The organism is Kocuria soli (assembly GCF_003797835.1).
Lineage (GTDB): Bacteria > Actinomycetota > Actinomycetes > Actinomycetales > Micrococcaceae > Kocuria > Kocuria soli.
Genome location: NZ_RKMF01000007.1, coordinates 1 through 26,265, shown reverse-complemented (window position 1 = coordinate 26,265; position 26,265 = coordinate 1). Strand labels below are relative to the sequence as shown.

Here is a 26,265-nt window from a genome sequence, read left to right as displayed (position 1 = left end):
ACGCACGGAGAGGGCGGGACCGTTGACGTGTGCGAGGATCTGGGCCGTGACGTCACGCTCTGAGAAGCTGCGCTCCGTCCACCCGGCGTGGTGGGTGGCCGCGGTCGCTTTCCTGGCCCTGTTCGGCGCAGCAGGCTTCCGCGCGGCACCCGGGGCGCTCATGATTCCGTTGCAGACCGAGTTCGACTGGAGCATGGGCAGCATGTCCGTGGCCGTGAGCGTGAACCTGCTGCTCTACGGGCTGGTGGCGCCGTTCGCGGCCGCTCTGATGGACCGCTTCGGCATGCGCCAGGTGATCTCCACCGCCCTGGGCCTGATCGCCCTTGGTGCGGCCGGGAGTGTGTTCATGACCGATGCCTGGCAGCTCATCGCCTTCTGGGGTCTGTTGATCGGTTCCGGTACCGGCTCCATGGCGCTCGTGCTGGCGGCCACCGTGGCCGGACGCTGGTTCGTGCGCCGCCGCGGACTGGTCATGGGCGTTCTCACGGCCGGTTCCGCGACGGGCCAGTTGGTGATCCTCCCGCCCGTGGCGGCGTTGGCGGAGCATCTCGGCTGGCGCGCTGCATCACTGCTGATCGCGGCGACGGCGATCGTCGTCGTCCCGCTGGTGTGGGCCGTTGTCCGTGACTACCCGGAGGACCGCGGCGTCCAACCGTTCGGGGTGGACCCGGACGTCTACGTCGCGCCGCGCCGGCAGCACGGTGGTGCCGTGGCCCGGGCCCTGGAGGGCCTGACCTACGGTGTCCGGCACCGTGCTTTCTGGGCCCTGGCCCTGGCTTTTGCAATCTGCGGGGCAACGACGAACGGGCTGATCGGCATCCACTTCATCCCCTCCGCCCATGACCACGGGATGGCCTCCACCACGGCGGCCGGGCTGCTGGCGGCCGTGGGGGTCTTCGACGTGATCGGGACCATCTTCTCCGGATGGCTCACGGACAAGTTCGATCCCCGGTTGCTCCTGGTGGCCTACTACACCTTCCGCGGCGCCGCTCTGTGCGTACTCGCAGCTGCACTGTCGGTGGCGGTTCGAACCACGCCCGTCGCCGACCGCTGAGACTCAGGGTTGGAGACGTTGCAGCGTCCAGCGCTCAGACGAGTCCAACGGATGCGGGGTGCCGTCGGTGCTGCGCCACAGGACACGGTCGTGCAGGCGGGCGGGCATACCCACCCAGAACTCGACCTCCACGGGCCGCAGCCGGTATCCGCCCCAGGTCTCCGGCAGGGGCACGTCCACGTCCAGGAACCGGGCCTCGGCTGATTCGAATCCCGCGGTGACGTCCTCGCGCCGGTCCACCGGGGCTGACTGTCGGGAGGACCAGGAGGCCACCTGGGAGGCGTGTGGTCGGGAGGACCAGTACTCCAGGTCCTCCGCCGGGTCGGTCTGTTCCACGTGCCCGCGGAAGCGCACCTGCCGGAACATCGGGTGCCACAGCATGACCAGGGCCGCATTGGGTGTGGCCGCGAGTTGGTGCCCCTTGGCGGAATCACGGTTGGTGAAGAACCGCAGCCCGTGGGCGTCGAAGTCCTTGATCAACAGGATGCGGTTGTCTGGCAGGTCGGTGGCGTCGTCGTAGGTCGCCAAGGAGGCCGCCGAGGGTTCCCCCACCCGGGGGTCCGCAACGGCCTGGGCCCACCAGGATTCCAGGAGTTCCAGGATCGTTGGCCCGGTGGCCCCGCGTCCCAGCTCCTCCAGCCCTGACCCGGCATAGACAACGCGCTCGTACTCGTCACCGCGCACGGCAACCTCCCCGTCCATGACAGCCACCAACACCTGGGCCCGGAGTCCAGGCCTGTTTCTTCGTCGACTTTACGACCGTGCGACGCACATCCTTGCGCAAGCCTGCAAGGATGTGCGCATGTCCCCGCAATCTCCGTCAGAGGAAACTCGTGCGATCGAATTGTTGACGGACACGCAAGCGGACCGGGCACTGTCCAAGGTTCTGGACGCGCTCGATCTGGCCCCATACCAACGCACTGGCCACGGACTCGGGGCGGGGAGCTGGCGCCTGGTGCAACTCAACCACCGACCCGGGGCCGGTGTGACCGGGGTCTTCGCCGTCGAACTGTCCTCGCCCGCCGTGGGCCTCCCCCGGCACCTCGGTCTGGACGAGAACGAGGTCCTGGTCTGTCTGAGCACAGCCGCCCTTCCCGACGACGCTGCCGTGGTCACCCTGGACTGGAACGGTTGCCGTTTCGCCTCCTGGTTGTGGCCGGACGACCCGTGGCTCCCGGGGTTGCGCCAGGCCGCAGATCCGACGGCGCGCCTGGTGTCCCGATCCGACCTGCGATCCGTTCCCGTGACCTACCGCCCCACGCGGCGGGCCGTCCTCCGGCTCACCGACGCAGATTTCCTGACAACCGCCTACGTCAAGGTGGTACGGGCTGCGCGGGAGGCGGATCTGGTGGTGCGCCACACGGTGCTGGCGAATCACCACGTCCCTGTTCCGCGCCCCCTGGCACGTTCCGGCGACGGTGCTGTGGTGCTCTCTCATCTGCCGGGACCAACCGCCGTGGGCCCGATCCGCGAAGAGGGGACCGGCGTCGTGGCCCCGGAACACCTTTTGGCACTGTTGGACCGGTTCCCCTCTGCGGTCGCGGACTTTCCCCGGCGGGCGGCGTGGAGCGATCGTGCCCTCGACTACGCCCGGTCCGCACAGGCCGCCCTCCCAGAGGAAGGCGTCCGGGTCCAGACCCTTGCCGAGGCCGTCGAGGTGTTCGTGCGCAGCGGCCAGGACGTGGACGACGACGGCCCGGTTCCCGTCCACGGTGACTTCCATCCGGGCAACCTCATCCTGGGGCCCAACCCGGTCGATCCGGCGCTCGGCCCGATCACCGGGCTGCTGGACCTGGATGCAGTGGGACCCGGACTGCTTGCGGACGATCTGGCCTGCTTCGTGGCGCACACCTGGTTGCTCGCGATCGATCCGAGCGATCCGTCCTCGGTCCCGTCCGTGGTCAAGGCCTACTTGGACGCCTTCGACGAAGTCGTGGACCCCGTCGGGCTCCGGGTGCGCACCGCCGGGGTACTGCTCTCCCTGATCGGGGTGGCAGGACGACGTCGCGGCGCCTCGGCCGCCCGGGCCGGCCTGACCGTGGCGGAGTCGGCCTACCGGTTGGCGTTGGTCTGAGCGGTCACCTCCTCGCCCGTGATCCGCTTGGGTGCGGTCCTGGGCGCAGGGAGGCCCCAGACGTAGGGGACGCGGTCGGTCAGTCGCTGGATCACCAGACAGATCAGGAGGGCGATCACCATGAGCACGGGCACACCGATCCAGGTCACGGGTGTGGCGAGCGCGCTCGTCGTCGGGTCGAGCACCACAACGCTCAGTGCAGCGATCAAGAGCTGCAGCACGATGGGGTGCAAGACGTAGACGGACAGGCTCCGGGTACCTACGTACCGGGCCCATCCCATCCCGGGCTTGCCGTCCAGTCGAGAAAGGACCCACAGGCCCGCGGGCACGGCGGTCAGTGGCGGGAGAATGCCTCCGAAGTGCTGCAGGACGGGCACGTCGCGGGTCGGCATCCACAGCAGGATGGCCGCCAGGCAGACCACGCACCACATGACGCCCTGCCAGGGCTTGATCTGCGCCACCCAGGACCGGATGTTCTGGCTCCACCAGGCGCCGACCAGGAAGAACAGCCAGTTGGTTCCGAGCTGATTGGTGCCCCAGGAGACTTCGTCCACCATGCCCGGGACGAAGTACAGGAACACCAGGAAGGCCAGTGCCACGGCCCAGGGGACCGGTTTGGTCCCCAAGAGCCCCTGGACGGCGTAGTAGATCGCCAACGCCAGGAGGAACCAGAGGTAGCTGTCGAACAGGAGAGTCTTCTCAACGATCAGAGCGAACATTTCCCCCGCGGTCCGGCCCCGTGAAATCGCCCCGATCACGGGATAGGCCACGAAGTACACGGCGGTCCAGAAGACGTAGAGCCACACCATGTTGAGGGGCCGCAGACGCCAGAACCGTTTCCCGTACTTGGTCATGGAGCGCGTTACGAAAAAGCCCGCCACAAGCATGAACACGGGCATGCGCCACTGCCCCATCAGGACGTTGATCTGAGACCACCCGCCGAAAACGTCCCAGCCCCACTGGGTCAGCACCCCAATGCTGTGGCCGAAGACCACCAGCACAATGGCCGCCCCCTTGACGGTGTCCATCCACTGTTCACGACCGGCACCGGAGGACGAGCTCGACATCCGACCGGCGGACACGGTTGTTTCATGGGCGCTGTGATTCTGGGCCACGGTCGGCCTTCCCCCTTGGCGTGCTCATGTGTGCCGGGCCCGCAAACCGTGCTGCGCGGGCCCCAACGCTCGCCCATCCCCATGGGCGAAGCAACGTCGGTTCAGGACCGACGACGACGGACCGGGCTCTCGACACGCGGTCGGCGTCGCTTGACTGCTCTCAAAACTATCGGCACGGGCGCTCCCTGACGACCGTTGGAGGCTATGACCTTCCCCACGTAAAGCGGTTCTGACGTGGGACGTCACGCCAGCGCACGAGTCGGCTGGCCCGGTTCAGCCGAGAACGACGGGTACCGCATGCGCGCCGACCTCGCGGAGGTGGGCCGCCAGAATACGGGCGGACTCGTGATCGCGGGTCAACGCGATCAGCGTGGGGCCGGAACCGGAGACGATCGGGATGGACCCCGCCATCCGTAGTTCCTCGAGCCGAGGAACCAAGTGCGGGGCAAGGTCCAGCGCCGGTGTCTGCAGGTCGTTGCGCAGCAGGGACAACGCCGAGCTGTCGCTGCCCGGATCGCCCGCGAGCGCCCCCAGCAATTCGTCCGGCACCTGGAGATCCTCGTCCCGGGGGGTGACCGCCTGCCCCTGTTCACGCAACGCATCCAGCCGGGAGAACACGGACGGCGTGGACAGTGCGCCGTCGTCCGCGATCAGGACCGCAGGCCACGGCGAGCTGACCGGAACGGGAGACAGCTCCGCGCCCGTCCCGGTGCCGATGGCGGCCCCACCGGTCATGGCGAACGGCACATCGGCCCCCAGGCCGCGCGCAATCTCCAGGCTGTCGGAGACCAACGTCTCGCGGCCGGTGACGGCGAAGACCAGCTCCACCGCGGCTTTGATCGCTGCTGCGGCATCGGCCGAGCCACCGCCCATGCCACCGGCCACCGGCACGGCCTTTTCGATGTGGACACGAACCCCGCCCGGGAGCCCGCCGGCACGCTCGATCACGGTCCTGGCTGCCCGGACGGCAAGGTTCGACTCATCCATCGGCACCGACACCGGATCGAAGCTTCCGCGCTCCACCTGCTGGTCCACCAGGGAGCCGGGGACCACCTCCAGCGTGCAGTCGATGTGGCCCTCCGGAAGATCGGGGGCAAAGCTCACCGTGACCGCTTCCCGCACATCCACGGCCGCGTAGAGGGTCGCCAGCGAGTGATAGCCGTCGGCCCTGGTCGGCCCCACGGCCAGGAAGAGGTTGACCTTGCCCGGTGCCTCCATCCGCGACGACGGCGGCTCGCCCGTGACGGCCCGCTGCGCTGCCGTCACGGACCCGGTCTGCGTGCCGTTGCCGGAGTCCGATGTCCGCACTCGCGTCTGCGTCTCTGCCCGTGGTTGTGCCTCTGCCTGCGTCCGCGGCTGCGCCGGACGCAGTCCGCCGCCGTTCTCGTTCGACGCGTGGTTTCGGTGTTGTCTCCCCCACCGCTGCCTGCTCATGCCCGGTACTGCCCTTCCGCGGGGAGGATCCCTCGCCGCACCCCCGCAGCCGCGATCGCCGCGAACTGCCCGACATCCAGTTTCTCCCCGCGTTCCGTGGGCGGCACACCCGCGGCGTCCAGCACGGTCTCGGCCTCCGCTCCGGATCCCGCCCAGCCGGCCAGAGCGGCGCGCAGGGTCTTGCGCCGTTGGGCGAATGCCGCGTCCACAACCGTGAACACGGCCTCCCTGTCGGCCACCTCCGCGCGGCTTCCGGTCAGGCTCATGGCGTCTCCGGCCCCGATTTCGGCCACCGGCTGCGCACGACGCACGAAGCGCACCAATCCCGAACTGATCCGTGGCGCCGGCCAGAAGACCTGGGTCCCGATCACGCCGGCCTTGGTGACCTCCGCGAACCAGGACGCCTTGACGGAGGGGACTCCGTACACCTTCGAACCGGGGCTTGCGGCCAGGCGGTTGGCGACCTCGTCCTGGACCATGACCAGACCGTGCCCGATCGACGGAAACCTCCCCAGCAGGTGCAACAGGACCGGAACGGCAACGTTGTACGGCAGGTTGGCCACCAGGGCGTCGGGGGTCCTGGGGAGTTCGGTGACCGTCATGGCGTCCGCGCGCACGACGTCGATCGCCCCGGTTCGCTCGGGCCGGAACCTGGCCACCGTGCTCGGGAGCTGCTCGGCCAGCGGCGGGTCGATCTCGACCGCGACCACGTGCTCGGCGGCGTCCAGCAGTCCCAGGGTCAGCGACCCCAGGCCCGGGCCGACTTCCAGGACGGTGTCCCCGGGAGCGGCCGCGGCGCCGTCGTCGTCCTGCCCGCGGTGCAATTGCGCGGCCGCCACGATGCGCCGGATGGTGTTGGGGTCGATCACGAAGTTCTGCCCCAAGGTCTTGGTGGGGCGGATCCCCAGCTGCTCCGCCAGATCCCGGATCTCGGTCGGGCCGAGCAATGGCTGCGGGGCGGGGCTTTCGGGGTGGTTCACGCGATCAATTCTAGGGGCGGACCTGGGTCAGTGTTGTCCGTAGACCTCGCGAACGGTCGTGTCCACCCGTGCGCAAAACTCCTCGAGCGGGGTCTGTAGGTGCTCGGCGATCCAACGCGCGGTCTGCACCACCAGGTACGGGGCGTTGGGGCGGCCCCGGTAGGGGTGCGGCGTCAGGAACGGCGCGTCCGTTTCGACCATGACCAGTTCAGGCCGGGCCACGGACAGGGCCTCCTGCAGGTCGTGGGAGTTCTTGAAGGTCACGGTTCCGGAGAACGACATGTACCAACCGTGTTGGTTGCAGATCCGGGCGAGTTCGGCGTCGCCGGAGAAACAGTGGAACACCGTGCGTTCGGGGGCGCCCTCCTCCAGGAGGATCCGCACGACGTCCTCGTGGGCGTCGCGGTCATGGATCTGCATCGCCTTGCCCAGTGACTTGGCCAGGCGGATGTGTTCCCGGAAGGCGTCGTGTTGATGGTGCCGTCGGGTCTTGCGGGTCCGGAAGTAGTCCAGCCCGGTCTCTCCCACGGCCCGCACCCGTTCGTGGCCGGCCAATCGGGTGATCTCGGCCATGGCGTCGTCCAACGCACCGGCCTCCGCCAACGCGGGGATCTCGTTGGGGTGCAAGGCCACGGCCGCCAGAACCCGCGGGTCCGCCTCCGCCGCCTGCACGGACCAGCGTGCGGCGTCCAGGTCACAGCCGACCTGGATGACGCCGCGAACGCCCAGGTCCTCCGCGGTGTCCAGGATGTCGCGCAGGCCGATGTGTACCCGGCCGTCCTGCATGTCGATGTGCGTGTGGTTGTCCACGATCGGCACCGGAAGGGGCTCCGGCGCGACGGGGAACGTGAGGTCCCGGGTGTGGCCGGACTCGGACTTCTCGTCCCTCCGGTTGGTTCCCGGCCCACTGGGCTGCTGCTCGGGGCGGTCCCCGTCCGTCGACCCGGTCGAACCGTAGTGCTCGGGACGGTAGGCCTCCGGTGTCGCACCGGGCAGGGTCGCGGGACGATCAGCGGGGTCGGGCCAGAGGGTTGCGTTGGTGCGTGGGTGACTCACCCGCCCAAGCCTAGCGACCCGGGGCACGCGGGCCAGGCGGTCCCGGCAGCGGACGCTCGGACAGGCGGGTCACCACCGGAGGTCAGGCATCGCGGGCGGCGAGCACGGACTCGTAGAGTTCCCGTTTGGAGACCCCGTGGGCCGCAGCCACCGCACCGGCGGCCTCCTTGAGACGCGTCCCCTCGGCAACCTTCGCCTCCACCTCGCCCACCAGGTCCTCGGCCCGCTCGGGTGGGGGCGCAGGGGCTCCCTCGACCACGACGACGATCTCGCCCCGGATGCCCTCGGTTTCCACCCGCTCGTGGAGTTCACCCAGGCTCCCGCGGAGCACTTCTTCGTGCAGTTTGGTCAGCTCACGGGCGATGACGGCACGCCGGTCGGCACCGAAACCAAGGGCCAGGGCCTCGATCATGGCACCGAGGCGGTGTGGGGCCTCGTAGAAGACCATGGTGCGCCGCTCGCCGTCGAGCTCCCTCAGCCGTTCGGCACGCTGTCCGGCCTTGCGGGGCAGGAATCCTTCGAACACGAACCTGTCGCTCGGCAGGCCCGAGACGGCCAAGGCGCTCAGGACGGCCGAGGGCCCTGGCAGCACGGTGACGGTCAGCCCTTCGGCGGCGGCAGCGGCGGCCACCCGGTATCCGGGATCGGACACCGTGGGCATGCCTGCATCGGAGACCACCAGCACCGTGGCGCCGGAGCGCACGGCCTCCAGGAGCTCGGCAGCGGAAGCGACCTCGTTGTGTTCGTGGTGGGCCACCAGCCGCCCCCGGATCACGACGTCGAGACCCGATGCCAGTTTGCGAGCTCGTCGTGTGTCCTCGGCGGCGACGACGTCGGCACCGGCCAGGGCGTCACGCAACCGGGGCGAGGCGTCGTTGAGGTTGCCGATGGGTGTGCCCGCCAGAACCAATGCACCGGCGGGGAGGGGATTCACGGGAGATGCCGCAGAAGTCGTCACGAACCCCACTCTAGGCCGGTCCCCCAGCGCTTCCCGTGGCGATTCACCTACCATGACCGCCGTGACCACTTCCCCCCGATACACCCAGTCCCCTGCCCCAGGATCGTCCGTCGCGCGTGCATGGACCCCTGTCCGTGGCTCCGGTGACACCGAGGCGGACCTTCGGGAACGGCTGCTTCCCTCCTGGCCCCCCGTGGCGGCGTGGATGTGGCTCCTTCCGCTCCTTCCCGTGTTGCTGGGTGGGTTCATGCGGTTCTACCAACTGGCCCGTCCGCAGGAAATCGCCTTCGACGAGACGTACTACGTCAAGGACGGCTGGGCCCTGGCCACTTCCGGTTACGAACAGGAGTGGCCGGACGACGCCGATGACTCATTCGCGCTCGGCGTCGTCCCCACGCCCGATGGGAAGGCCTCGTTCGTGGTGCACCCTCCCGTGGGCAAGTGGCTCATCGGCTGGGGCATGCTCCTGTTCGGGCCGGGAGATGCTTTCGGGTGGCGGTTCTTCCCCGCGGTGTTCGGCACGGCCATGATCGCGCTGGTCGTCGTCGCGGCGTTGCTCATGTTCCGTTCGCCCGTGGTGGCCGCAGTGGCCGGGACGTTGCTGGCCGTGGACGGGCTGCACCTGACCCACTCCCGGCTGGCCCTGCTGGACATCTTCCTGGCCTTCTTCGTCCTGTTGGCCTTTGTTTTCCTGCTGCTGGACCGGATCGACGGACGTCGGCGCCTGATCCGGAAACTCCAGCGAAGCAGTCCATCGGGGGCATCGGACACGATTGACGGGCGTAGCCACGGATTCGGGGCGTGGCTCGGTGTGCGGTGGTGGCGCATCGCCGCGGGGATCTCCTGCGGTCTGGCCGTCGGCGTCAAGTGGAACGCGCTCTACTACGTGGCGGCCCTGGGCGTGATCACGGTGCTGTGGGACCTCGGTGCGCGGCGCGCCGCCGGCATCCGCCTGTGGCTGCCGGGTGGCGTGGTCCTGGACGGTCTGTTTGCGTTCGTGTCCATGATTCCCGTCGCCCTCCTGACCTACCTGTCCACCTGGCTCGGTTGGCTGCGGACCTCGGGCGGCTACGACCGGAACTGGGCCGCCGAACACCCCGGCGAGGGTGCCCAGTGGCTTCCGGAGTCTCTACGGTCCCTGTGGGAGTATCACAAGGCCGCATACGAGTTCCACATCGGGTTGGACTCGGGCCACACCTACATGGCGGGCCCCGCGCAATGGCCGATCCTGGGCCGCCCGACGTCCTACTTCTACGAGTCCCTGGAGCGGGGACAGCACGGTTGCGAGGCCGCTGCCTGTTCACAGGCGATCCTGAATCTCGGCAACCCGGTGATCTGGTGGTCCTTCATGCCAGCGGCGGCCGCCGTGCTCATCTTGGTCCTCGTGTCACGCAAGTGGCGGTTCGACTGGCGGGTCCTCTCCCCGCTGGCCCTGATCGCCGTCGGGTGGTTGCCCTGGTTCGCATACCCCGAGCGCACCCAGTTCTACTTCTACGCGTTGCCGTACCTGCCGTTCATGGTGCTGGTCCTTGCCGGGGGTCTGAGCGTGATCCTCCCGGACCGTGGCTCCCCCAGGCTGTACCGCATCCTGTCCTGGTCGGTCGTGGGCACGTGGCTGGTACTCGTGCTGGCAGTCGCCGCCTACTTCTGGCCGATCTGGACCGCTCAGGTCATCCCGTACGAGGCATGGCATCAGCGCATGTGGTTCCCCAACTGGATCTGACCGGCACACCTGACCCGGGATCTGGCCCGGATCTGCTCGGGGGCTCACCAGCGGGCGGTCACCGCTGCGGCGTCACCGCTTTCCGACGACGCCGCAGGCTGCGGTACCCGCTGACGATCACCACCAGGCACCCCAGCACCGTCAACGCCGCGACGGAGGCTGCGGCGTCGATCCAGAACTGCGTGGGGTACAGGCGAATCAGGGTGTCGGAGGCACTGAACGTCCAGGTGCCGTCGGCGAAGAACAGGGAGTGGAACTCTGCGAAGAACGTGCTCCACCCCAGGACGGCCAGGACCACCAGGACCGCCAACAGCAGCAGGGTTCCCCACGCGCCCCACACAGCGGCCCGGATGAGCCCGGTGGCGTCCTTGCGGTGCCGGAGCAACCAGAACAGCGCGGCCAACAGGACCGTGACCAGGGCCAGGCCCAACCCGACCTGCAGGACCCCCTTGACGTCGGTCATGTGCGAGACCTCGTCGCTGGTGAACCAGGGAACCCCGTTGGCGGTGCGCACGTCCCCCAGGAACGACGGCGGCGCCCAGTTCAGGATGTAGTCGACGCCCTGGGACCCTAGACTCATCCGCTCGCCGGCATCGAAGCCGTACTCGTCCGAGGGGAATCCGGGACGGTGGTACTCGATCCACAGGAAGAGGGGCGAGGCGACCAGGCGGACCGAGAGTGCCAGGAGGCCCAGCGGCACAGCCAGCCCTACGATCAGACGCGAGAGCACCTGCCAGGGACCCGAGCTGCGCCCTTTCGAGGTCATCGTTGACGACTTGGTCGAACCGTTGCCGTCAGCCCACGGACTGCTGGTGGAACCGGCAACGGGAGCACGCTTCGTGGAGCTGGACTCGGCCCCTGCGGGAGCCGACGACGATCGTCCGGCAGGGCTCTCCGACGAGCGCACGTCGTCTTGCGTGCGGGCAACGGCGGGACCGAGACGGGACCACTCGTTGCCCTGGTCCGGTTCAGTTCGTGCGGCTCGGTGGGGGCCGGAATCACCTGTGGTCGTCAACGGTCACATCCTCCTCCGTGGCTTCGCTGCGTGCTCTCGTCCTGGGGGTCTCAGGCACGGTCAGGACCGTCGGGCGATGGGCAGGAAATTGGGAATGCCGTCCACGACGGGAAACACCGGGTGGACACCCTCACGGAATGGCCGCTCACTCATCAGGTGGTGCTCGTCCACCTGGATCAAGTTGGCACGCGTCATGGGACAGCGCAGCACCTCCCGCAGGGCGGGGGACAGCGAGGAGACGCCGTCGCCACGGTGCAGACGGGCAGCGGGAGCGCTGTCCTCAGGGGGGTCTGACTGGCCGAACTGGCTGGGGGTGACACTCATGGGCGGGTCTTTCCGAACGCGCACGGCCCGTGGAGCCGACGGTGGTGTGGGGGCGTTGCCATGGTAGGGCGTCGGCCGCTCCAGACGCGGGACCGACCCCACCCCACACTGCCCTTTCGGTTCATCCCCGCTTGGAGCGACGCCGGAGGTGCGGGATGCGCATGGCTTTCGGCTGGTCCGCGGTCACGGGGTCTGACTCGGCGTGCTCGGAAGCGAAGATCTCATTGACCAACGAGTGCTCCTCGTCCTCGAGGTCCTCGCCCGAGAATTCGTGGGCCGTGTCCGCCGATGGGGACGGGCTCTCAGCGGCCTGCGCGGGTGCGGGTGCACCCGTCTGGACGGGGCACTCCGGGGCAGTGCTGACCTTGAGCGCGCGGACCTCGGCCAACGGGCCGGTCCCCAAGTCGTCGGCGGATTCAGTGGATTGAACAGATTCAACAGATGGGGCTGCATCGGCAGCATCGGGTGCCGATCCGTGGTCGGGCTCCGGTGTGGACACCGCGCGCGTTATGGGGAGGGGAACCGCTGTGGCATGGCCCGCTACCGGTTCCGGATCGCGTGTCTCCGGAATCTCCACGCGGAGAATCTCCCACCCCCGAGGAGCCGTTAGTCGTTGCGCGTGCTGACCGCAGAGGTCATACGCGTGGGGCTCGTTGTGCACCGACAGTGGACCCACCACGGCGGTGGAGTCGGAGTAGACGTAGGTGAGGGTCGAGACAGCTTCCCGTTTGCAGCCTTGACGGGAGCACAACCGCGCGAGTGGCGCTTCAGAGGACGATGCAGCCACCGTCGGACGCTCCCTGGTCAGCGCCCTGCGCGGCGCAGACGCCGACGCTCGCGTTCGGACAGACCGCCCCAGATGCCGAACTTCTCGTCGTGCGCCATGGCGTAGTCCAGGCACTCCGAACGAACCGGGCAGGCCTCGCAGACACGCTTGGCGTCACGCGTGGATCCGCCCTTCTCGGGGAAGAACGCTTCGGGATCGGTCTGGGCGCACAGGGCGTCCGTCTGCCAGGCCAGCTCGCCTTCGTCGCCGTCGACGCCGTAGACACCGGCCACGGCCTGCCAGATGGAACCGGGAACGCCGGCGGCACCAGGAGCCTCCTCGTAGGACTCCGCGACGGAGGTGGAGGTTCGGGCCCCGGTCAGCCGCTCAGCGGCATCGGGATCCACGGGGTCCAGGAACCAGTCCTGGGGAACGGAACGGCTGCCCCGCCGTCGCCGCGCGGTCTGTGCCACCTCGGCGTTCTGGTAGGCGGGCTCTCCCATAGCGTTCCTTCCGGTCGATCGGCCAGTCATGCCGCGTGTCTCATGCCGCACCGTCGGTGCGGTCAATGCTCGGGCGGTCACACAAGAACTCGCCCGGTACCACTCGGGGACACACTGACCTAGACTCTCGTCGTCAGCGCTTCGGGGGGCTCCGAGGGCCGGCGCAGGCCTGTACGGCGCCCCGCCACAGCGTTAATTACACGCTTGTAAGCCCCGTAACGTCAAGCCCGAACCCGAGCTTCGGATCGCGCTCTCGGCGTGTCGCCACGCCATGACGGGGATCCAACCTCCAGAAATCGTCGCAGGTCACGTCACGATTGTTGACCTTCATCGGACCCGCCCAGGAAGTCATCTCATGCCCTTGATCCCTAGCGGAAGCGGTTCCGCCCCGCAGGACGTCACACAACTTCTGGACGCGATGGCCGTGCAACCCACTCCGGTGCTGGTCTTCTACGGGACCGACGGCGGACGGGTGGAGCTCTCCGGTCGGGTGTTCGAGAACTGGGTGTCCAAGACGGCGAACCTCTTCGTCGACGACCTGGGACTCATGGCCGGAGTCACAGTGGTGGTGGACAACACCACTCACTGGCGCACAGCGGTGGTCCTGGCCGCTGCCTGGCGCGTTGGCGCCGTCGTCGTGTTCGCGGATCTGGACCCCGGGGCCTCCCCTCAGGAGACAGGCCGTGCGGGTCAGGGCACTCCTGTGCCCGAGATCTCCCACGTACAGTCCGACGTACAGGTGGTGGCCCTCCTGGACGGAGACACCCCCGCGGATGCACCTGGATCGGCCCTGGCCAAGGTCGAGATGCTGAACCAGTGGGGAACGCCCGAGGAGGTCCTGGTGCTCGCCTACCCGGCCCTGGCTCTTTCCCTGCCGGAGGAGCGGTTGCCCGAGGCCGCCTTGGACTACTGCGCCGAGATCCGAGCGCACGGAGACCACTGGAGTGGAGTGCCGCCCTTGGGCGCCGATGCCCCGGCGTTGCGTACCGAGGGCCGGACGTGGTCGCGACGGGAACTCTTTGACGAGGTCGCGGCGCAATCCCGCGACCTCGACGACGCCCCCGTGACCGCGGTCCGTCTGGAGGCAACCCAGTGGTCGGCGCGCAGCATCGCTCAGCTGCTGGCAGCCTGGACGACCGGCACCACGGCTGTGTTCACGGACCGGAAGGACCCGGACATCGACCGGATCATGACTTCCGAGCGCGTGGGTTTCAGCTGGCGCTAGGTCCCCCGGGAGTCTGCGTGTCCGCACCCCGTTCCTCGGACATGCGGGCGCCGTACTTCTCCCCCGCCTTGGTTTTGATGACCGGAAGCCTGCCCGTGATGGCAGCCATTTCGGAGGCCGTTGACGGCGCGAAACCGGGCTCGTCGTCCAGCTTGACCGCGTAGACCCAGAACCGGTACGCGAAGTACCGGAAGATCGTCCCCAGCGCCGTGCCCACAATGGTTCCCGACACGAAGGAGGCCGTGGGGCTGGTGAGATGCAACACGTAATAGCTCACGCCCACGCACGCGAGCTCGATGACCATCCCGATCGCATTGGCGATCAGGAACTGGATGAGCTCTCGTTTGGTGTCGGACTGCCGCTTGTCTCGGAAGGTCCAGTACCGGTTGGCCAACCACGAGAACAGCGTGGCCACGATCGTCGCGATCGCTTTGGCCTTGACGTGCCCTCCCTCCTGAAACACGGTGTGCATCAAGATCCAGACCACGCCGGCGTTGACCACGAAGGCCAGTCCCCCAACGGTGCCGAACTTCATCAATTCGGCAACGAAAAGGTGCCAGGCAGCTTTGAAACGATTGATCATGGGGTCCGGACTCCGAGGGGTCATTGCGCGGATCGCGCTTGTCGGCTGGGTGGATCGCTTCAGCCGCGCGCAAGCAGGGTTACGTGACCTGCGCGTGCGCCCATCATAAGCGCTCACCTGAGCATTACCCTGGTGCGGTGAGCCACGCGCACCAGACCCCCGACGTCACTGCACCCACCTCGGATCCGTTGTCCACCAACGGCCGCATCCCGTCCCCGGCACCGGTCACCGGACCCGTCGTCGGCGTGATCGGCGGCGGTCAACTGGCCAGGATGATGGGCCCCGCCGCCACCGAACTCGGTGTCGAGTTGCGCGTTCTCGCGGAGGCGCCGGACAGTTGCGCGATCCCGGCGGCCGCTTCCCACACGGTGGGCGACTACCGCGACCTGGCGACCCTCTTGTCCTTCGCCGACGGAGTGGACGTGATCACCTTCGACCACGAACACGTCCCGAACGAACACCTGGAGGCACTGCTGACTGCCGGCGTGGCCGTCGAACCCCGGCCCGCTGCCCTGGTCCACGCGCAGGACAAGATCGTCATGCGGCGTGCCGTCGAGAAGCTCGGGTTGCCGAATCCGCGGTGGGCGGCCGTCAAGAGTGTCGAAGATCTCGTGAGCTTCGCCGACGGCACCTGGCCGATCGTGCTCAAGACGCCGCGTGGCGGCTATGACGGCAAGGGTGTGCTGGTTGTCCCGTCGGAATCGGAGGCCAGGAACGGAACGGCTGCCGCCTGGTTTGCCGAGTCCGGATTCGACCACCTGCTCGCCGAGGAGGCGGTCCCCTTCACCCGCGAGCTCTCCGCCCTGGTGGCCCGAACCCCTTCGGGTGAGGTCCGCAGCTGGCCGGTGGTCGAATCCATCCAGGTCGACGGCGTGTGCGACGAGGTGCTGGCCCCCGCCCCCGACCTGGACCCGGAGGTGGAACGGGCTGCGGAGTCCGCGGCCCGCACGTTGGCCACGGAACTCGGGGTCACCGGCGTGATGGCCGTGGAACTCTTCGACGTCCCGGGCCGCGGATTCCTGGTCAACGAGCTGGCCATGCGCCCCCACAATTCGGGTCACTGGAGCATGGACGGAGCCGTGACCGGCCAGTTCGAACAGCACCTCCGCGCCGTCCTGGATCTGCCGTTGGGTGACACCGGGCTGCTGGGCAGGGCCACCGTCATGAAGAACGTGCTGGGTGGTCAGAACGCCGACCTCTTCAGTGGCTTCACCCGTGTGATGAGCAGTGTCCCGGAGGCAAAGGTTCACCTCTACGGCAAGGGCGTCCGCCCGGGACGCAAGGTCGGCCACGTCAACACAACCGCCACGAACACGGACTCCGAGGTCGGATCGGAAGCCGCCCCCGGTCCGGACGCAGAGCCCGGACAACACCACCAGGACCGGGTGGGACAGACCTTCGCGGTCCTGCGTGCACGGGCACGGGCGGCGGCGGACATGCTCCGCGACGGGGCCACGGACGCGAGTCCTGTCGGCTGACGTCCAGCCGGTGGGGGTACCGTGAACCCCGGATGCCGGGACGTTCTGCCCCGGTCTGAGAACTCGCTGCGAAAACGCCCACGGTGAACCGGCGCATGCGTCCGGGCTTGGAGGAGATTGCGATGGACGACAGCCAGCCCGTTGTGGGCGTTGTCATGGGATCCGACTCGGACTGGCCCGTGATGGAGGCCGCCGTCGAAATCCTGGGCGAACTCGGCGTGCCGTGCGAGGTCGACGTCGTCTCCGCCCACCGCATGCCCCACGAAATGATCGACTACGGGACCACAGCCGCGGAACGTGAATTGCGGGTCATCATCGCCGGCGCCGGCGGCGCGGCCCACCTGCCCGGAATGTTGGCCTCCACCACCGTGCTGCCCGTGATCGGCGTGCCGGTCCCGCTCAAGACCCTTGACGGGCTGGATTCGCTGCTATCGATCGCCCAGATGCCGGCTGGCATTCCCGTGGCCACCGTGGCCATCGGCGGCGCACGCAATGCCGGCCTGCTGGCCGCGCGCATCCTGGCGGCCGGCACCGACGACGACGCCGCGGACCTGCGCGCCGCGCTCCAGCGGTTTGCCACCGAACTCAAAGAGGCCGCGCACTCAAAGGGCGCTGCCTTGCGTGAGCGACTCGCGGACTGACTCGGCGTCGTGATCCAGAAGCCTTCCCCGAGCAAGCTTTCCCCAGCAGACCTTCCCCGAGCAACAGGCGCATAACCACGTGACAGGACCCCACGAATCCCGTAACAGCGAGTACCAGGGCCGTTCCGGTCGCGCCTCACGGCACCCGGACGACCTCCGGTTCGAGGAACCCTACGGACGCTACGACGACCCGTACGACGCCGTTGACGACGACTCGTACGGCGAACACGACGACCGGTACGACGAATACGACGAGCAGTACGACGACGTCTTGGGTGAGGTCGGGGCCGACGAGAACATCCCTCGCTTCAACCGGGTGGCTTCCTGGCACGACGCCTTGATCAACCCGCGGTTCACCTCCCCTCAGGCACGAAACAAGCGCGCCGCCCTCCTGCTCGGCGGCACACTGTTGGTTCCCGGGTCTGCCCAGGTGAGCGCTGGAAACCGGCGACTGGGGCGAATCGCCCTCACGGTCACGGTCGTGTGCTGGGTCCTGTTGCTGCTGGTCCTGCTGTCGGCCCTGTTCTGGCGGACACCCCTGATCTTCCTGGCCACGAACGGGCTGACCTCTCCCGTGGTGTCGATCTGTCTGGTGGCCCTCGCCATCGGCTGGGGACTGCTGTTCCTGGACGCTCTGCGCCTGGCACGACCGGGACTGCTGAGTTCCAAAGCGCGCACGGTGGCGATCGTGAGCACGATCGTGGCCATGGTGGTCACCTCCGGTGGGCTGGGGTACACAGCACACCTGCTCAACGTGACCCGTTCGACAGTGGGCGAGATCTTCGGCGGCGGGCTGCCCTTCCGGCCCGTGGACGGCCGGTACAACATCATGCTCATGGGCGCCGACGCGGGTGCGGACCGGGTGGGTCTGCGCCCGGACTCCATGACGATCCTGAGCATCGACGCCAAGTCCGGTCAGACTGTGACCATCTCCTTGCCCCGCAACCTGCAGAACGTGCCGTTCCCCGAAGACTCCCCCATGCACGACGTGTACCCGGACGGGTACAACTGCGGCGACGAATGTCTGTTGAATGCCGTCTACACGGACGTCACGGAGAACCATGCCGATGTCTACGGTGATGCCGAAGACCCCGGTGCGGAGGCCATGATGGATGCCGCCTCCGGTGCTCTGGGCATCGATGTGCAGGGTTACGCGATGATCGACATGGCCGGTTTCGAACAGCTGATCGATGCGATGGGCGGGATCACGATCGACGTCGGGGGGCAGGTTCCCATCGGCGGTGGCACGAACGAACTGACTGGGCTCCCCAATCCCATCGACGGGTACATCGAACCCGGCGTGCAGCATCTGGACGGCTACCACGCCCTCTGGTACGCGCGGTCCCGCGAAGGTGCGTCCGACTACGACCGGCAGGCCCGCCAACGGTGCGTCCAGACCGCCATGCTCAAGCAGCTGAACCCCGTCAACGTGGTCGCCAAGTTCGAGGAGATGGCCGCCGCCGGAACCCAAGTCGTACGCACCGACATCCCACAGTCCTCAATCGGGTCCTTCGTGGACCTCGCCGTTCAGGCCCAGGACTACGAGTTGGTCGGATACGCAGCGGGGCCGCCTTACTACGACGCGATGTTCCCGACCTACCCGGACTACGACCTGCTCCACGCGGACGTGGCCGAAATGTTGGCCAACGCCGATGGCTCCGAGGACGCCCAGCCCGCACCGGCCGGTGCCGCCTCCACCACGGCACAGGGAACCGATTCAGCCGGCACCACCCTGGCCTTGGGCGGCGGTCTGGGGTCGCAGGCACTGCCCGTGACGCGCACGGAGACCGAAGGCACGACCGCCCCGACAGAGCTCTCGGAGAACGGCACCTGCTCGGTCCCCTGACCCGTTGAGCTGTCCGGGGGGCGTCGTGCGACGCCGGTACAGTAGCCACTGTGACGAACATTCTGCAGAGCAAAGCATGGGCCGACTTCCAGACCGCGCTGGGGCACACGGTGCTCCACGGTGAGGGTCAGGGATTCTCCTGGCAGGCGACCGTGGAAGGCAACTCGACCGGCCGGTACCTCTACACCCCCTACGGGCCGATCGCCGATTCACCGCAGGCCTTCGACGCTGCCCTGGATTCGCTCAAGGCCGCAGCTCATGAACACGGGTGCTGGTTCGTGCGGGTCGAACCGGCCTTCGCCCAGATCCAGGACGGTTTGGAAACCCCGGAGGCCGCGCTGCGTCGTCGTGGCCTGAAAATCGCGCCCCGTCAGGTGCAGCCGGGCCACACCCAGATCATCGACCTGGACCGGGACGAGGACGCGATCCTCAAGGACATGAAGTCCACCAAGCGCAATCTGCACCGCAACATCCACAAGAAGGGCGTGACCTTCACACCGTCCACGGACCCCCAGGACGTGGCCGTTCTGCTGAAGTACCTGGACCAGACGGCCGAGCGGAAGAACTTCAACCGCCAGCAGGACGACTACCTCCGCACCGCCGCCGAGGTGCTCGTACCACAGGGCGCGGGCGTTCTCTACATCGCCCGGTTGGACGGCGAACCGATCGGGGCCGCCTTCGCCTACGACTCGGACGACACCCGCACCTATGCGCACGCCGCCATGGACTCCACCCACCGGAAGCTCTCGGCCGGAAGCGCGCTGGTGGTCCGCATGATCGTGGACGCCAGGGAGAAGGGCCTCAAGCACTTCGACCTGTTCGGCACCGCACCGGAAGGCGCGGGGCCCGAGCATGAGTGGTACGGCTTCACCAAGTTCAAGCAGGAGTTCGGCGGGGAGCCCGTGGCCTACCCCGGGACCTGGGACCTGCCGGTCTCACCCGCCAAGTACGCGGCCTACATGGGCATCCGCGGCGCCCGGGAATCCGTGTCAACGGCCAAGACCAAGGCGCCCGCACTGGTCGCCGGGCTCAGGGAGAAGGCTCCCGGCGCCCTCTCCGGCCTCAAGCAGAAGGCACGCTCGGTCACCAAGCGCAGGTCCTCCTGATCGCCGAGGGCCCCGGTGCACGCGCTCACGCGTTGCACTGGGGCCCTCGCCTGTGGTCAGCTCACGGACCTCAACGGCCGGCGGCGTCCTTGAACGCTTCCAGGCTCTCCGAGTAGAGACGCTTCCCGAAGGCCAACGGTCCCCGGGACTTCTTGGGCTCCGGCCCGGACAGCGAATCCGCCGTGCGTGCGACGGCGTCGCCATCCTTGTGTTCGGGCCGGTCCTGACGTTCTTGATCGGCCCTGGCACGGGCCTCCACGCGGGCGGGGTCCTCTACAGGTTCGGCGGGCTCGTCCTCCAGAGGCGCATCGTCCTGCTGCGCCTCGTCCTCGGTCGGGGCCTTCTCAGCCTCACCGTCCCGAGGTGTGTTCTCATGGGGCTCGTCGTCCCGCAGCTCTCCAGCAACCACGGGCTCATCGGGGGTCAAACCCGTCTCTTCGTCGGTGGCTGGCTCCCCCGGTTCCTCTGAGTCGACGCCCTGGGTCGTTTCCTGCCCCTCGGATCGTTCGCTCGTCGGTTCCGCGTCCGTCGCGCGGTCACCGGCGTCGGGGGTGTCCTGGACCGCGTAAGCGGTCGCGGTGTCGTCGTCCCCCGTGCTGACCGCGGCAGCGGGTGCCGAAGCCTCGGACTGCGGCTCTGGATCTGCCTTCGCGGCACGCTTCTCCTGGCGGCGTTGCTTGCGTCGAGCGGCCTTGGACATCTTCGGCTCACCCTCGGAGGTTTCCTCGGAGGCCGTTTCAGGGCGCTGAGAGACCGCTTCGCCGTTCTTGTCCGCAGTGGACGTCGACGCCGCATCGGCGGCCGCCGTAGCACCCACCGCGGCGCCGGTTGCAGCCGCAGGAGCGGATCCTTCCTCAGCCCGGGCCCCGCCGGATTCACTCACCTGCGCCGGAACCGGATCCGGTGCCTCCGATTGCGGCGGCGTCATTCCGGTCATCTCGATGCCGAGATCCTGGCTGACCTGCTGGCGCACTTCGTCCACGCGGCGTGGCTCGGGCTGCTCGACCTGTTCCACGACGGGTGCGGGTTCGGGCTGCTTCTTCCGCCGCCCGAACAGGCCACGCTTCTTGGTCGGGGCGTCCGCGGGGGCCGGTGCGGCCTCCGGGGCCTCAACCAGGTCCTTGCGCCACGTCCCCAGCACGCTGCGCTCGTGATCCGCCATCTCACGGACCACGGTGGGAACGTCCTTGTCCCGGGAGTTCCCGCCGTCCATGCGCTGCACGCCGCGCTTCTGGAGTTCCACGGCACCCGTGAGCAGCAGGGCGTCATCGATGCCGAGCTCCCGGGCCTTCCTGGTGAAACCCACGCGGTAGAGCATGGCCAAGCCCACCGTGTGAACGAACCACAGGTATCCCAGGGCTTCGGGTTGTTCGTCGGGGCGTTCCTGCGCGGCGACCAGCAGCAGGGAATCCTGACCCAGGTCCTTGAGCAGGTGATTGATCTGACCGGTTTTCAAACCGACGGCGCGCACCCCGCCGGAATTCGCCGTGATTTCCCGGACGGTGACATCGGAAACCTTGAGTCCCGCGCGGCAACGGTCCAGCGTTTGCGCGGACAGTCTCGAGGACAGGGCTTTCTCCGTGACCCCCAACGGAACTCGCAGGCGTTTGGGTCCCACCTCGGATTCCTCGACCTGGTCCTGCCGCTTCCAGCCGCGTTCCTCCAAGGCATCGTTGAGCGGTTGAGCTCCCTGTGCGTCCACCTCGAGGGTGATCCGCTCGGCGCCGTAGCGGTCCTCCACGTATCCCGCCACGGTTTCCATGAAACCGGGGACCATCGCGGCCCGGTTGACGTGGACCTGGTTGCCCTCCACCACCACGCGGCCGTTGTCACGGCGGATCTGCAGCTGCCCGTAACCGACCATGCGCTCGTCGGCGTCCCGCACCAGAATGCGGTCCACCGTGAGTTTTTCCCCTTCGGCCGATTGTTGGACCGCGCCGATTCCCCAGAGCTGATTGGGGTGACCGCCCGTCACGCGGACGGTGGCATCCCAAGTCTTCTGGTTGAGGCTGGAACTGACGGTCAGAGCCACGGCGCGCGAATTCCTTTGAGCGGAGGGATGGTCCCGTTCCGGGGCGAACCCGAAATGTTCCCGGAAACCATGAACATTCTGTCTGCACAGTCTATGCGGCCCGTGTGGCTGTACGCCCGTGGCGCGAATGTGTTCACATTCGCGCCACGGGAAAGGGCCCTTCAGGGCGTGGTTCGCAGGAGTATCGGCTCAGTGCCGGGCGTACTTCTCCCACTTGGAGGCGACGTGTTCAGCCTCGACCACACGCACGGTCCCGGAATGCGAGCGCATGACCAGGGACTGCGTGGTGATACGACGGCCCTGGTAGCGCACGCCGCGCAGGAGGTCGCCGTCGGTGATGCCGGTGGCTGCGAAGAAGCAGTTGTCGCTGGTGACCAGGTCGTTGGTCGTGAGGACTTGGTCGACATCCAGACCCGCGGCAGCGGCCTTCTCCCGTTCCTCGTCGTTCATCGGGGCCAACCGCCCCTGGATCACGCCGCCGGTCGCCTTGACGGCGCAGGCGGTGACAATGCCTTCCGGTGTGCCGCCGGTGCCCATCATCACGTCCACGCCGGTGCCTTCGCGGCACGCGGCAATGGCGCCCGCGACATCGCCGTCCAGGATCATCCGGGTGCGCGCACCGGTCTTGCGAATGTCCTCCACCAGATCGGCGTGCCGCGGACGGTCCAGGACGCACACGGTCAGCTGGTTGACAGGTACTCCCTTGGCGCGGGCGACCAGGTGCAGATTCTGCTTGACCGGCAGTCGCAGGTCCACGAAATCGGCGGCTTCGGGCCCGACCACGAGCTTCTCCATGTAGAACACGGCGGAGGGATCGAACATGGAACCGCCGTCGGCCACCGCGATGACGGACAGTGCGTTGTTCATGCCCAGTGCGGTCAGACGCGTGCCGTCGATGGGGTCCACTGCAATGTCCGAGTTCGCACCCGAGCCCTCGCCGACCTGCTCGCCGTTGAAGAGCATGGGGGCTTCGTCCTTCTCGCCCTCGCCGATCACCACGGTGCCGTTGAAGTCCACCGTGGACAGGAACGAACGCATGGCATCCACCGCGGCGCCGTCGGCGCTGTTCTTGTCACCCGCACCCACCCAGTGGCCGGCGGCAATGGCAGCGGCCTCCGTCACTCGAACCAGTTCCAGAGCCAAGTTGCGATCGGGTGCGTTGGTGGACTTTGTCTGCTGTGACACAGCGTTTCCTCGCCTTCGAGTGCATGGGAGCATCGACGTCGTCGTCGACCTTGTGACCAGCCTAACGGGCGAGACTGCCGCGGTCCCGGGTACGACCGATGGTGACGCGACGACGACGGTGAGAACACTACCGCCGGAACGGGCACAATGGAGCCCGTGAGTCAGTACAACCCCGAGCCCTCCGACGATCCCTCGGCGCAACCCGATGTGCCCACGAGCACGTCCGGCGATACCGCCCACCCCGACGGGGACTCCCAGGTCACGCCCCAGATCACGACCAAGCAGGCCCAGCGGATCTACGCCCCGGCCCGCGGAATGATCATCTCCATGGCCGTCCTGGTCCTGCTGACCCTTCCGTTCTTCCTCTTGCAGCCCCGCCCGGACGGGCAGACCTACCGCCCGGACGTGGATGTCGCGCAGGAGGCCTCCTACGCCGCGGACGTCGCAGAGTTCACCCCGGTGGCCCCCGAACTCGGGGACGGCTACAGCCCGAACTACGCCAGGTGGCAGGGCAGTTCGGCCGATGACGTGGACCGATGGGAAGCGGGATGGGTCACCCCGTCCTCCCGCTTCGTGGGGCTCGTGCAGACGGATCAGGCCAACCCGACCTGGCTGGTCGAGCAGGTCGGCCAGGCACCGCAGACCGGCACCCGCGAAGCCCACGGGATCGACTGGGACACCTACCAGGCGGAGGACGACGACGGTAAGATCACCCGTTCGTGGGTCGGCGAACTCGACGACAGCACCGTGGTCGTGACCGGCACGGCCTCAGAAGAGGAGATCTCACACGTGGCCGGTGCAGTGGTGGACGCCCAGGCCACCGAGGCCACACAGAATTGACCGACGACGGCGACTCAAGACCGTCACGCAGGAACTCACCAACGCACGAACCCAAAAGCCAGGGAAACGATGTCTGAGGAGCAGCACATGAGTCAGGGAGCCAATGCGCAGGAACCCACGAACCTGCACATCGCCGAGGACCGCACGAACCGGCAGCTCACCCCCCGGGAGGCCTGGGACAGGTTGCGCGCCGGCAACGCGCGCTTCGTCGACGACAGCGCGCAGCACCCCAACCAGAACGCCAGCCGCCGCGAATCCCTGACGCAATCGCAGCACCCGTTCGCCACCATCTTCGGGTGCTCGGACTCACGGCTGGCCGCCGAGATCATCTTCGACCTCGGCCTCGGCGACGCATTCGTGGTCAGGACCGCCGGTCAGGTCATTGCCGACGCCGTCCTGGGCACCTTGGAGTATTCGGTCGAGGTCCTCAAGGTCCCGTTGATCGTGGTCCTCGGCCACGACTCCTGCGGTGCGGTCACAGCCACCAAGAACGCGGTCGAGGACGGCAATCTCCCGGGTGGCTTCCAGCGTTCCCTGATCGAGCGGATCACCCCCGCCGTCCTGGACAGTCAGCGCTCCCACAAGCACTCGGTCAACGACATGGTGGTCGAAAACGTGCGGTTGGTCGCCGAGCGCATCCTGGACCAGTCACGCACGATCGCTGCAGCAGTCTCCCGCGGCGACGTCGCCTTGGTCGGGATGTTCTACCACCTCAGCGACGGTCAGGCGGAGCTGGTGTACGGCCACGGGTCCTGGCTGGAACTCGACCAGTAGGTTCCGCTGCAGCCGGGCGCAGCGGCGCAAGCCCATTCGTCGTCACACATGTGGTCCGGGCCATAGACTGGCCCCATGGCTGAGAACAACGCTGAATTCCGCATCGAACACGACACCATGGGCGAGGTCAAAGTCCCGGTGGACGCCCTCTATCGTGCCCAGACCCAACGCGCGGTCGAGAACTTCCCGATCTCCGGCAAGACCCTGGAGCGCCAGCACATCAAGGCGCTCGCGCAGGTCAAGAAGGCGGCAGCGCAGGCGAACCTGGAACTCGAGGTGCTCGACGGCGAGCGCTCGCAGGCCATCCAGGACGCTGCGGACCTGGTCGCCGCCGGCGATTACGACGAGCACTTCCCGATCGATGTGTTCCAGACCGGTTCGGGCACGTCGTCGAACATGAACACCAACGAGGTCTTGGCGACTCTGGCCACCAAGGCGTTGGAGTCCAGCGGCACCGAGGTCCACCCGAACGACCACGTCAACGCCTCGCAGTCCTCGAACGACGTCTTCCCGACCTCCGTGCACGTGGCCGTGACCGCGGCGCTGTCCCACGAATTGATCCCGGCCATGGAAACCCTGGCGACCTCCCTCGAGAAGAAGGCTGCCGAGTTCAAGGACGTCGTGAAGTCCGGGCGTACGCACCTGATGGATGCCACCCCGGTGACGCTCGGACAGGAGTTCGGCGGCTACGCGGCGCAGGTCCGCTACGGGATCGAGCGCATCAACGCGTCCCTGCCCCGCGTGGCCGAGGTTCCCCTCGGTGGCACCGCGGTGGGCACGGGCATCAACACCCCCGCCGGGTTCTCGGCCCGCGTGATCGAACTGCTGGCTGCAGAGACCGGGCTGCCGATCACGGAGGCCCGCAATCACTTCGAGGCCCAGGCCAACCGTGACGGTCTGGTCGAGGCCTCCGGGCAGCTGCGCAACATCGCCTACTCCTATATGAAGATCAACAACGACCTGCGGTGGATGGGTTCCGGCCCCAACACGGGTTTGGGCGAGATCGCGATTCCGGACCTGCAGCCGGGGTCCTCGATCATGCCGGGCAAGGTCAACCCGGTGATCTGTGAAGCGGCCATCCAGGTGGCGGCGCAGGTCATCGGCAACGACACCACCGTTGCGTTGTCCTCGACCAACGGGGCGTTCGAGCTCAACGTTGGTATCCCCGTGATGGCGGCCAACCTACTCGAGTCCATTCGTCTGCTCGCCAACACCTCCACGGTCATGGCGGAGAAGATGATCGATGGCCTCACCGCCAATGAGGAGCGCTGCCGTTTCCTGGCCGAGGCTTCGCCGTCGATCGTGACCCCGCTGAACAAGGCCATCGGGTACGAGGCCGCCGCCAAGATCGCCAAGCACGCCGTGGCGAACAAGGTGACGGTGCGCGAAGCCACCGTGGAGCTCGGCTACGTGGACGGCACCAACCTCACCGAGGAGCAGCTGGACGCCAAGTTGGACGTCACCACCATGACGGGCCCCAACGCCTGATCCCCCTGCTCCCGCCCGTGGGGGCATAACCAGGTCACTCATGAGTCGGCCCCGCGGATTCCTCC

At 67.8% G+C, this 26,265-nt stretch carries 24 protein-coding genes and 1 pseudogene; 11 read left to right on the top strand and 14 right to left on the bottom strand.

Features of this window, described 5'->3' with window-relative positions; all coding sequences use genetic code 11:
* The first annotated feature begins 46 nt into the window (after positions 1-46).
* On the top strand, positions 47-1,054 hold the full coding sequence (locus EDL96_RS06800; protein WP_325049539.1) for an MFS transporter: 1,008 nt from the start codon (positions 47-49) through the stop codon (positions 1,052-1,054).
* A gap of 3 nt (positions 1,055-1,057) precedes the next feature.
* Here the strand turns inward: EDL96_RS06800 and pdxH are convergent, their stop codons facing one another.
* Positions 1,058-1,756 (bottom strand): pyridoxamine 5'-phosphate oxidase, encoded by a 699-nt coding sequence (pdxH, locus tag EDL96_RS06795; protein WP_123825046.1) that lies wholly within the window; start codon positions 1,754-1,756, stop codon positions 1,058-1,060.
* Positions 1,757-1,856: 100 nt separating this feature from the next.
* On the opposite strand from pdxH, the gene EDL96_RS06790 reads away from it, so the two are divergent.
* Positions 1,857-3,128, top strand: coding sequence for an aminoglycoside phosphotransferase family protein (locus tag EDL96_RS06790; RefSeq protein ID WP_158609525.1), 1,272 nt, complete (start codon positions 1,857-1,859; stop codon positions 3,126-3,128).
* Here EDL96_RS06790 and EDL96_RS06785 read toward each other — a convergent pair.
* The 5 genes from EDL96_RS06785 to rsmI form a co-directional block, all read right to left on the bottom strand.
* Positions 3,107-4,243, bottom strand: a complete 1,137-nt coding sequence (locus tag EDL96_RS06785) for an acyltransferase family protein (protein ID WP_123825044.1) — start codon at positions 4,241-4,243, stop codon at positions 3,107-3,109. The two genes, EDL96_RS06790 and EDL96_RS06785, sit on opposite strands and share 22 nt — an antisense overlap.
* Before the next feature lie 273 nt (positions 4,244-4,516).
* Complete coding sequence (locus tag EDL96_RS06780) at positions 4,517-5,509, bottom strand: GHMP family kinase ATP-binding protein (RefSeq protein ID WP_158609522.1); 993 nt, start codon at positions 5,507-5,509, stop codon at positions 4,517-4,519.
* Between the two features lie 164 nt (positions 5,510-5,673).
* Positions 5,674-6,657 (bottom strand): 16S rRNA (adenine(1518)-N(6)/adenine(1519)-N(6))-dimethyltransferase RsmA, encoded by a 984-nt coding sequence (gene rsmA / locus EDL96_RS06775; RefSeq protein ID WP_123825042.1) that lies wholly within the window; start codon positions 6,655-6,657, stop codon positions 5,674-5,676.
* Between the two features lie 27 nt (positions 6,658-6,684).
* Positions 6,685-7,713, bottom strand: coding sequence for a TatD family hydrolase (locus tag EDL96_RS06770; RefSeq protein WP_123825041.1), 1,029 nt, complete (start codon positions 7,711-7,713; stop codon positions 6,685-6,687).
* An 82-nt stretch (positions 7,714-7,795) separates the two neighbouring features.
* The gene (gene rsmI / locus EDL96_RS06765) at positions 7,796-8,671 is read right to left on the bottom strand and encodes a 16S rRNA (cytidine(1402)-2'-O)-methyltransferase (protein WP_233568737.1); all 876 of its coding nucleotides are present in this window, start codon (positions 8,669-8,671) and stop codon (positions 7,796-7,798) included.
* Positions 8,672-8,723: 52 nt separating this feature from the next.
* Between rsmI and EDL96_RS06760 the strand changes: the two genes are divergently transcribed.
* Positions 8,724-10,394 carry a dolichyl-phosphate-mannose--protein mannosyltransferase gene (locus tag EDL96_RS06760; RefSeq protein WP_123825039.1) on the top strand — a complete coding sequence of 557 codons (1,671 nt, stop codon included), beginning with the start codon at positions 8,724-8,726 and terminating at the stop codon, positions 10,392-10,394.
* A 58-nt stretch (positions 10,395-10,452) separates the two neighbouring features.
* Here EDL96_RS06760 and EDL96_RS06755 read toward each other — a convergent pair whose 3' ends face one another.
* The 5 genes and pseudogenes from EDL96_RS06755 to EDL96_RS13710 form a co-directional block, all read right to left on the bottom strand.
* Complete coding sequence (locus tag EDL96_RS06755; protein WP_233568735.1) at positions 10,453-11,409, bottom strand: TIGR01906 family membrane protein; 957 nt, start codon at positions 11,407-11,409, stop codon at positions 10,453-10,455.
* 60 nt (positions 11,410-11,469) lie between these two features.
* Positions 11,470-11,733, bottom strand: a complete 264-nt coding sequence (locus EDL96_RS06750) for a Trm112 family protein (RefSeq protein ID WP_123825038.1) — start codon at positions 11,731-11,733, stop codon at positions 11,470-11,472.
* A 121-nt stretch (positions 11,734-11,854) separates the two neighbouring features.
* A complete protein-coding gene (locus EDL96_RS13940) occupies positions 11,855-12,121 on the bottom strand; it encodes a hypothetical protein (RefSeq protein WP_233568757.1) in 267 nt (88 codons plus the stop codon).
* A 162-nt stretch (positions 12,122-12,283) separates the two neighbouring features.
* A pseudogene (locus tag EDL96_RS13935) lies at positions 12,284-12,520 on the bottom strand (DUF3499 domain-containing protein); the annotation flags it as partial.
* 17 nt (positions 12,521-12,537) lie between these two features.
* Positions 12,538-13,002, bottom strand: a complete 465-nt coding sequence (locus tag EDL96_RS13710) for a WhiB family transcriptional regulator (RefSeq protein ID WP_123825036.1) — start codon at positions 13,000-13,002, stop codon at positions 12,538-12,540.
* Positions 13,003-13,357: 355 nt separating this feature from the next.
* On the opposite strand from EDL96_RS13710, the gene EDL96_RS06735 reads away from it, so the two are divergent.
* Complete coding sequence (locus EDL96_RS06735; protein ID WP_123825035.1) at positions 13,358-14,227, top strand: TIGR03089 family protein; 870 nt, start codon at positions 13,358-13,360, stop codon at positions 14,225-14,227.
* Here EDL96_RS06735 and EDL96_RS06730 read toward each other — a convergent pair.
* Complete coding sequence (locus EDL96_RS06730; protein ID WP_123825034.1) at positions 14,214-14,810, bottom strand: GtrA family protein; 597 nt, start codon at positions 14,808-14,810, stop codon at positions 14,214-14,216. The genes EDL96_RS06735 and EDL96_RS06730 overlap by 14 nt on opposite strands.
* Before the next feature lie 272 nt (positions 14,811-15,082).
* Here EDL96_RS06730 and EDL96_RS06725 point away from each other — a divergent pair, with 272 nt between their 5' ends.
* The 4 genes from EDL96_RS06725 to EDL96_RS06710 all read left to right on the top strand — a co-directional run bounded on the left by EDL96_RS06725 (position 15,083) and on the right by EDL96_RS06710 (position 19,881).
* The gene (locus tag EDL96_RS06725; protein WP_233568750.1) at positions 15,083-16,288 is read left to right on the top strand and encodes a 5-(carboxyamino)imidazole ribonucleotide synthase; all 1,206 of its coding nucleotides are present in this window, start codon (positions 15,083-15,085) and stop codon (positions 16,286-16,288) included.
* 122 nt (positions 16,289-16,410) lie between these two features.
* On the top strand, positions 16,411-16,929 hold the full coding sequence (purE, locus tag EDL96_RS06720; RefSeq protein WP_123825032.1) for a 5-(carboxyamino)imidazole ribonucleotide mutase: 519 nt from the start codon (positions 16,411-16,413) through the stop codon (positions 16,927-16,929).
* Positions 16,930-17,008: 79 nt separating this feature from the next.
* Entirely contained in the window at positions 17,009-18,775 is a 1,767-nt protein-coding gene (locus tag EDL96_RS06715) for an LCP family protein (protein ID WP_233568734.1), read from the top strand.
* 50 nt (positions 18,776-18,825) lie between these two features.
* Entirely contained in the window at positions 18,826-19,881 is a 1,056-nt protein-coding gene (locus EDL96_RS06710; protein ID WP_123825031.1) for a lipid II:glycine glycyltransferase FemX, read from the top strand.
* A gap of 70 nt (positions 19,882-19,951) precedes the next feature.
* Here EDL96_RS06710 and EDL96_RS06705 read toward each other — a convergent pair whose 3' ends face one another.
* Both EDL96_RS06705 and glpX read right to left on the bottom strand, forming a co-directional pair.
* Positions 19,952-21,913 (bottom strand): hypothetical protein, encoded by a 1,962-nt coding sequence (locus tag EDL96_RS06705; RefSeq protein ID WP_123825030.1) that lies wholly within the window; start codon positions 21,911-21,913, stop codon positions 19,952-19,954.
* 189 nt (positions 21,914-22,102) lie between these two features.
* Entirely contained in the window at positions 22,103-23,098 is a 996-nt protein-coding gene (gene glpX, locus EDL96_RS06700; protein ID WP_233568733.1) for a class II fructose-bisphosphatase, read from the bottom strand.
* A gap of 156 nt (positions 23,099-23,254) precedes the next feature.
* Between glpX and EDL96_RS06695 the strand changes: the two genes are divergently transcribed.
* The 3 genes from EDL96_RS06695 to EDL96_RS06685 all read left to right on the top strand — a co-directional run bounded on the left by EDL96_RS06695 (position 23,255) and on the right by EDL96_RS06685 (position 26,200).
* The gene (locus tag EDL96_RS06695; protein WP_158609520.1) at positions 23,255-23,938 is read left to right on the top strand and encodes a DUF4245 domain-containing protein; all 684 of its coding nucleotides are present in this window, start codon (positions 23,255-23,257) and stop codon (positions 23,936-23,938) included.
* An 87-nt stretch (positions 23,939-24,025) separates the two neighbouring features.
* Positions 24,026-24,712 carry a carbonic anhydrase gene (locus tag EDL96_RS06690; RefSeq protein WP_123825027.1) on the top strand — a complete coding sequence of 229 codons (687 nt, stop codon included), beginning with the start codon at positions 24,026-24,028 and terminating at the stop codon, positions 24,710-24,712.
* A 75-nt stretch (positions 24,713-24,787) separates the two neighbouring features.
* Positions 24,788-26,200: a class II fumarate hydratase gene (locus EDL96_RS06685; protein WP_123825026.1), complete on the top strand. Its 1,413-nt coding sequence runs from the start codon at positions 24,788-24,790 to the stop codon at positions 26,198-26,200.
* Positions 26,201-26,265 lie beyond the last annotated feature (65 nt).

Bases quoted from the DNA above. Each gene is read 5' to 3' on its own strand.
- EDL96_RS06790 (WP_158609525.1), top strand. From the start codon at position 1,857: ATGTCCCCGCAATCTCCGTCAGAGGAAACTCGTGCGATCGAATTGTTG.
- purE (WP_123825032.1), top strand. From the start codon at position 16,411: ATGGACGACAGCCAGCCCGTTGTGGGCGTTGTCATGGGATCCGACTCG.
- EDL96_RS06725 (WP_233568750.1), top strand. From the start codon at position 15,083: ATGATGGGCCCCGCCGCCACCGAACTCGGTGTCGAGTTGCGCGTTCTC.
- EDL96_RS06750 (WP_123825038.1), bottom strand. From the start codon at position 11,733: ATGAGTGTCACCCCCAGCCAGTTCGGCCAGTCAGACCCCCCTGAGGAC.
- EDL96_RS06730 (WP_123825034.1), bottom strand. From the start codon at position 14,810: ATGATCAATCGTTTCAAAGCTGCCTGGCACCTTTTCGTTGCCGAATTG.
- pdxH (WP_123825046.1), bottom strand. From the start codon at position 1,756: ATGGACGGGGAGGTTGCCGTGCGCGGTGACGAGTACGAGCGCGTTGTC.
- EDL96_RS06685 (WP_123825026.1), top strand. From the start codon at position 24,788: ATGGCTGAGAACAACGCTGAATTCCGCATCGAACACGACACCATGGGC.
- EDL96_RS06760 (WP_123825039.1), top strand. From the start codon at position 8,724: ATGACCGCCGTGACCACTTCCCCCCGATACACCCAGTCCCCTGCCCCA.
- EDL96_RS06735 (WP_123825035.1), top strand. From the start codon at position 13,358: ATGCCCTTGATCCCTAGCGGAAGCGGTTCCGCCCCGCAGGACGTCACA.
- EDL96_RS06690 (WP_123825027.1), top strand. From the start codon at position 24,026: ATGAGTCAGGGAGCCAATGCGCAGGAACCCACGAACCTGCACATCGCC.
- EDL96_RS13710 (WP_123825036.1), bottom strand. From the start codon at position 13,002: ATGGGAGAGCCCGCCTACCAGAACGCCGAGGTGGCACAGACCGCGCGG.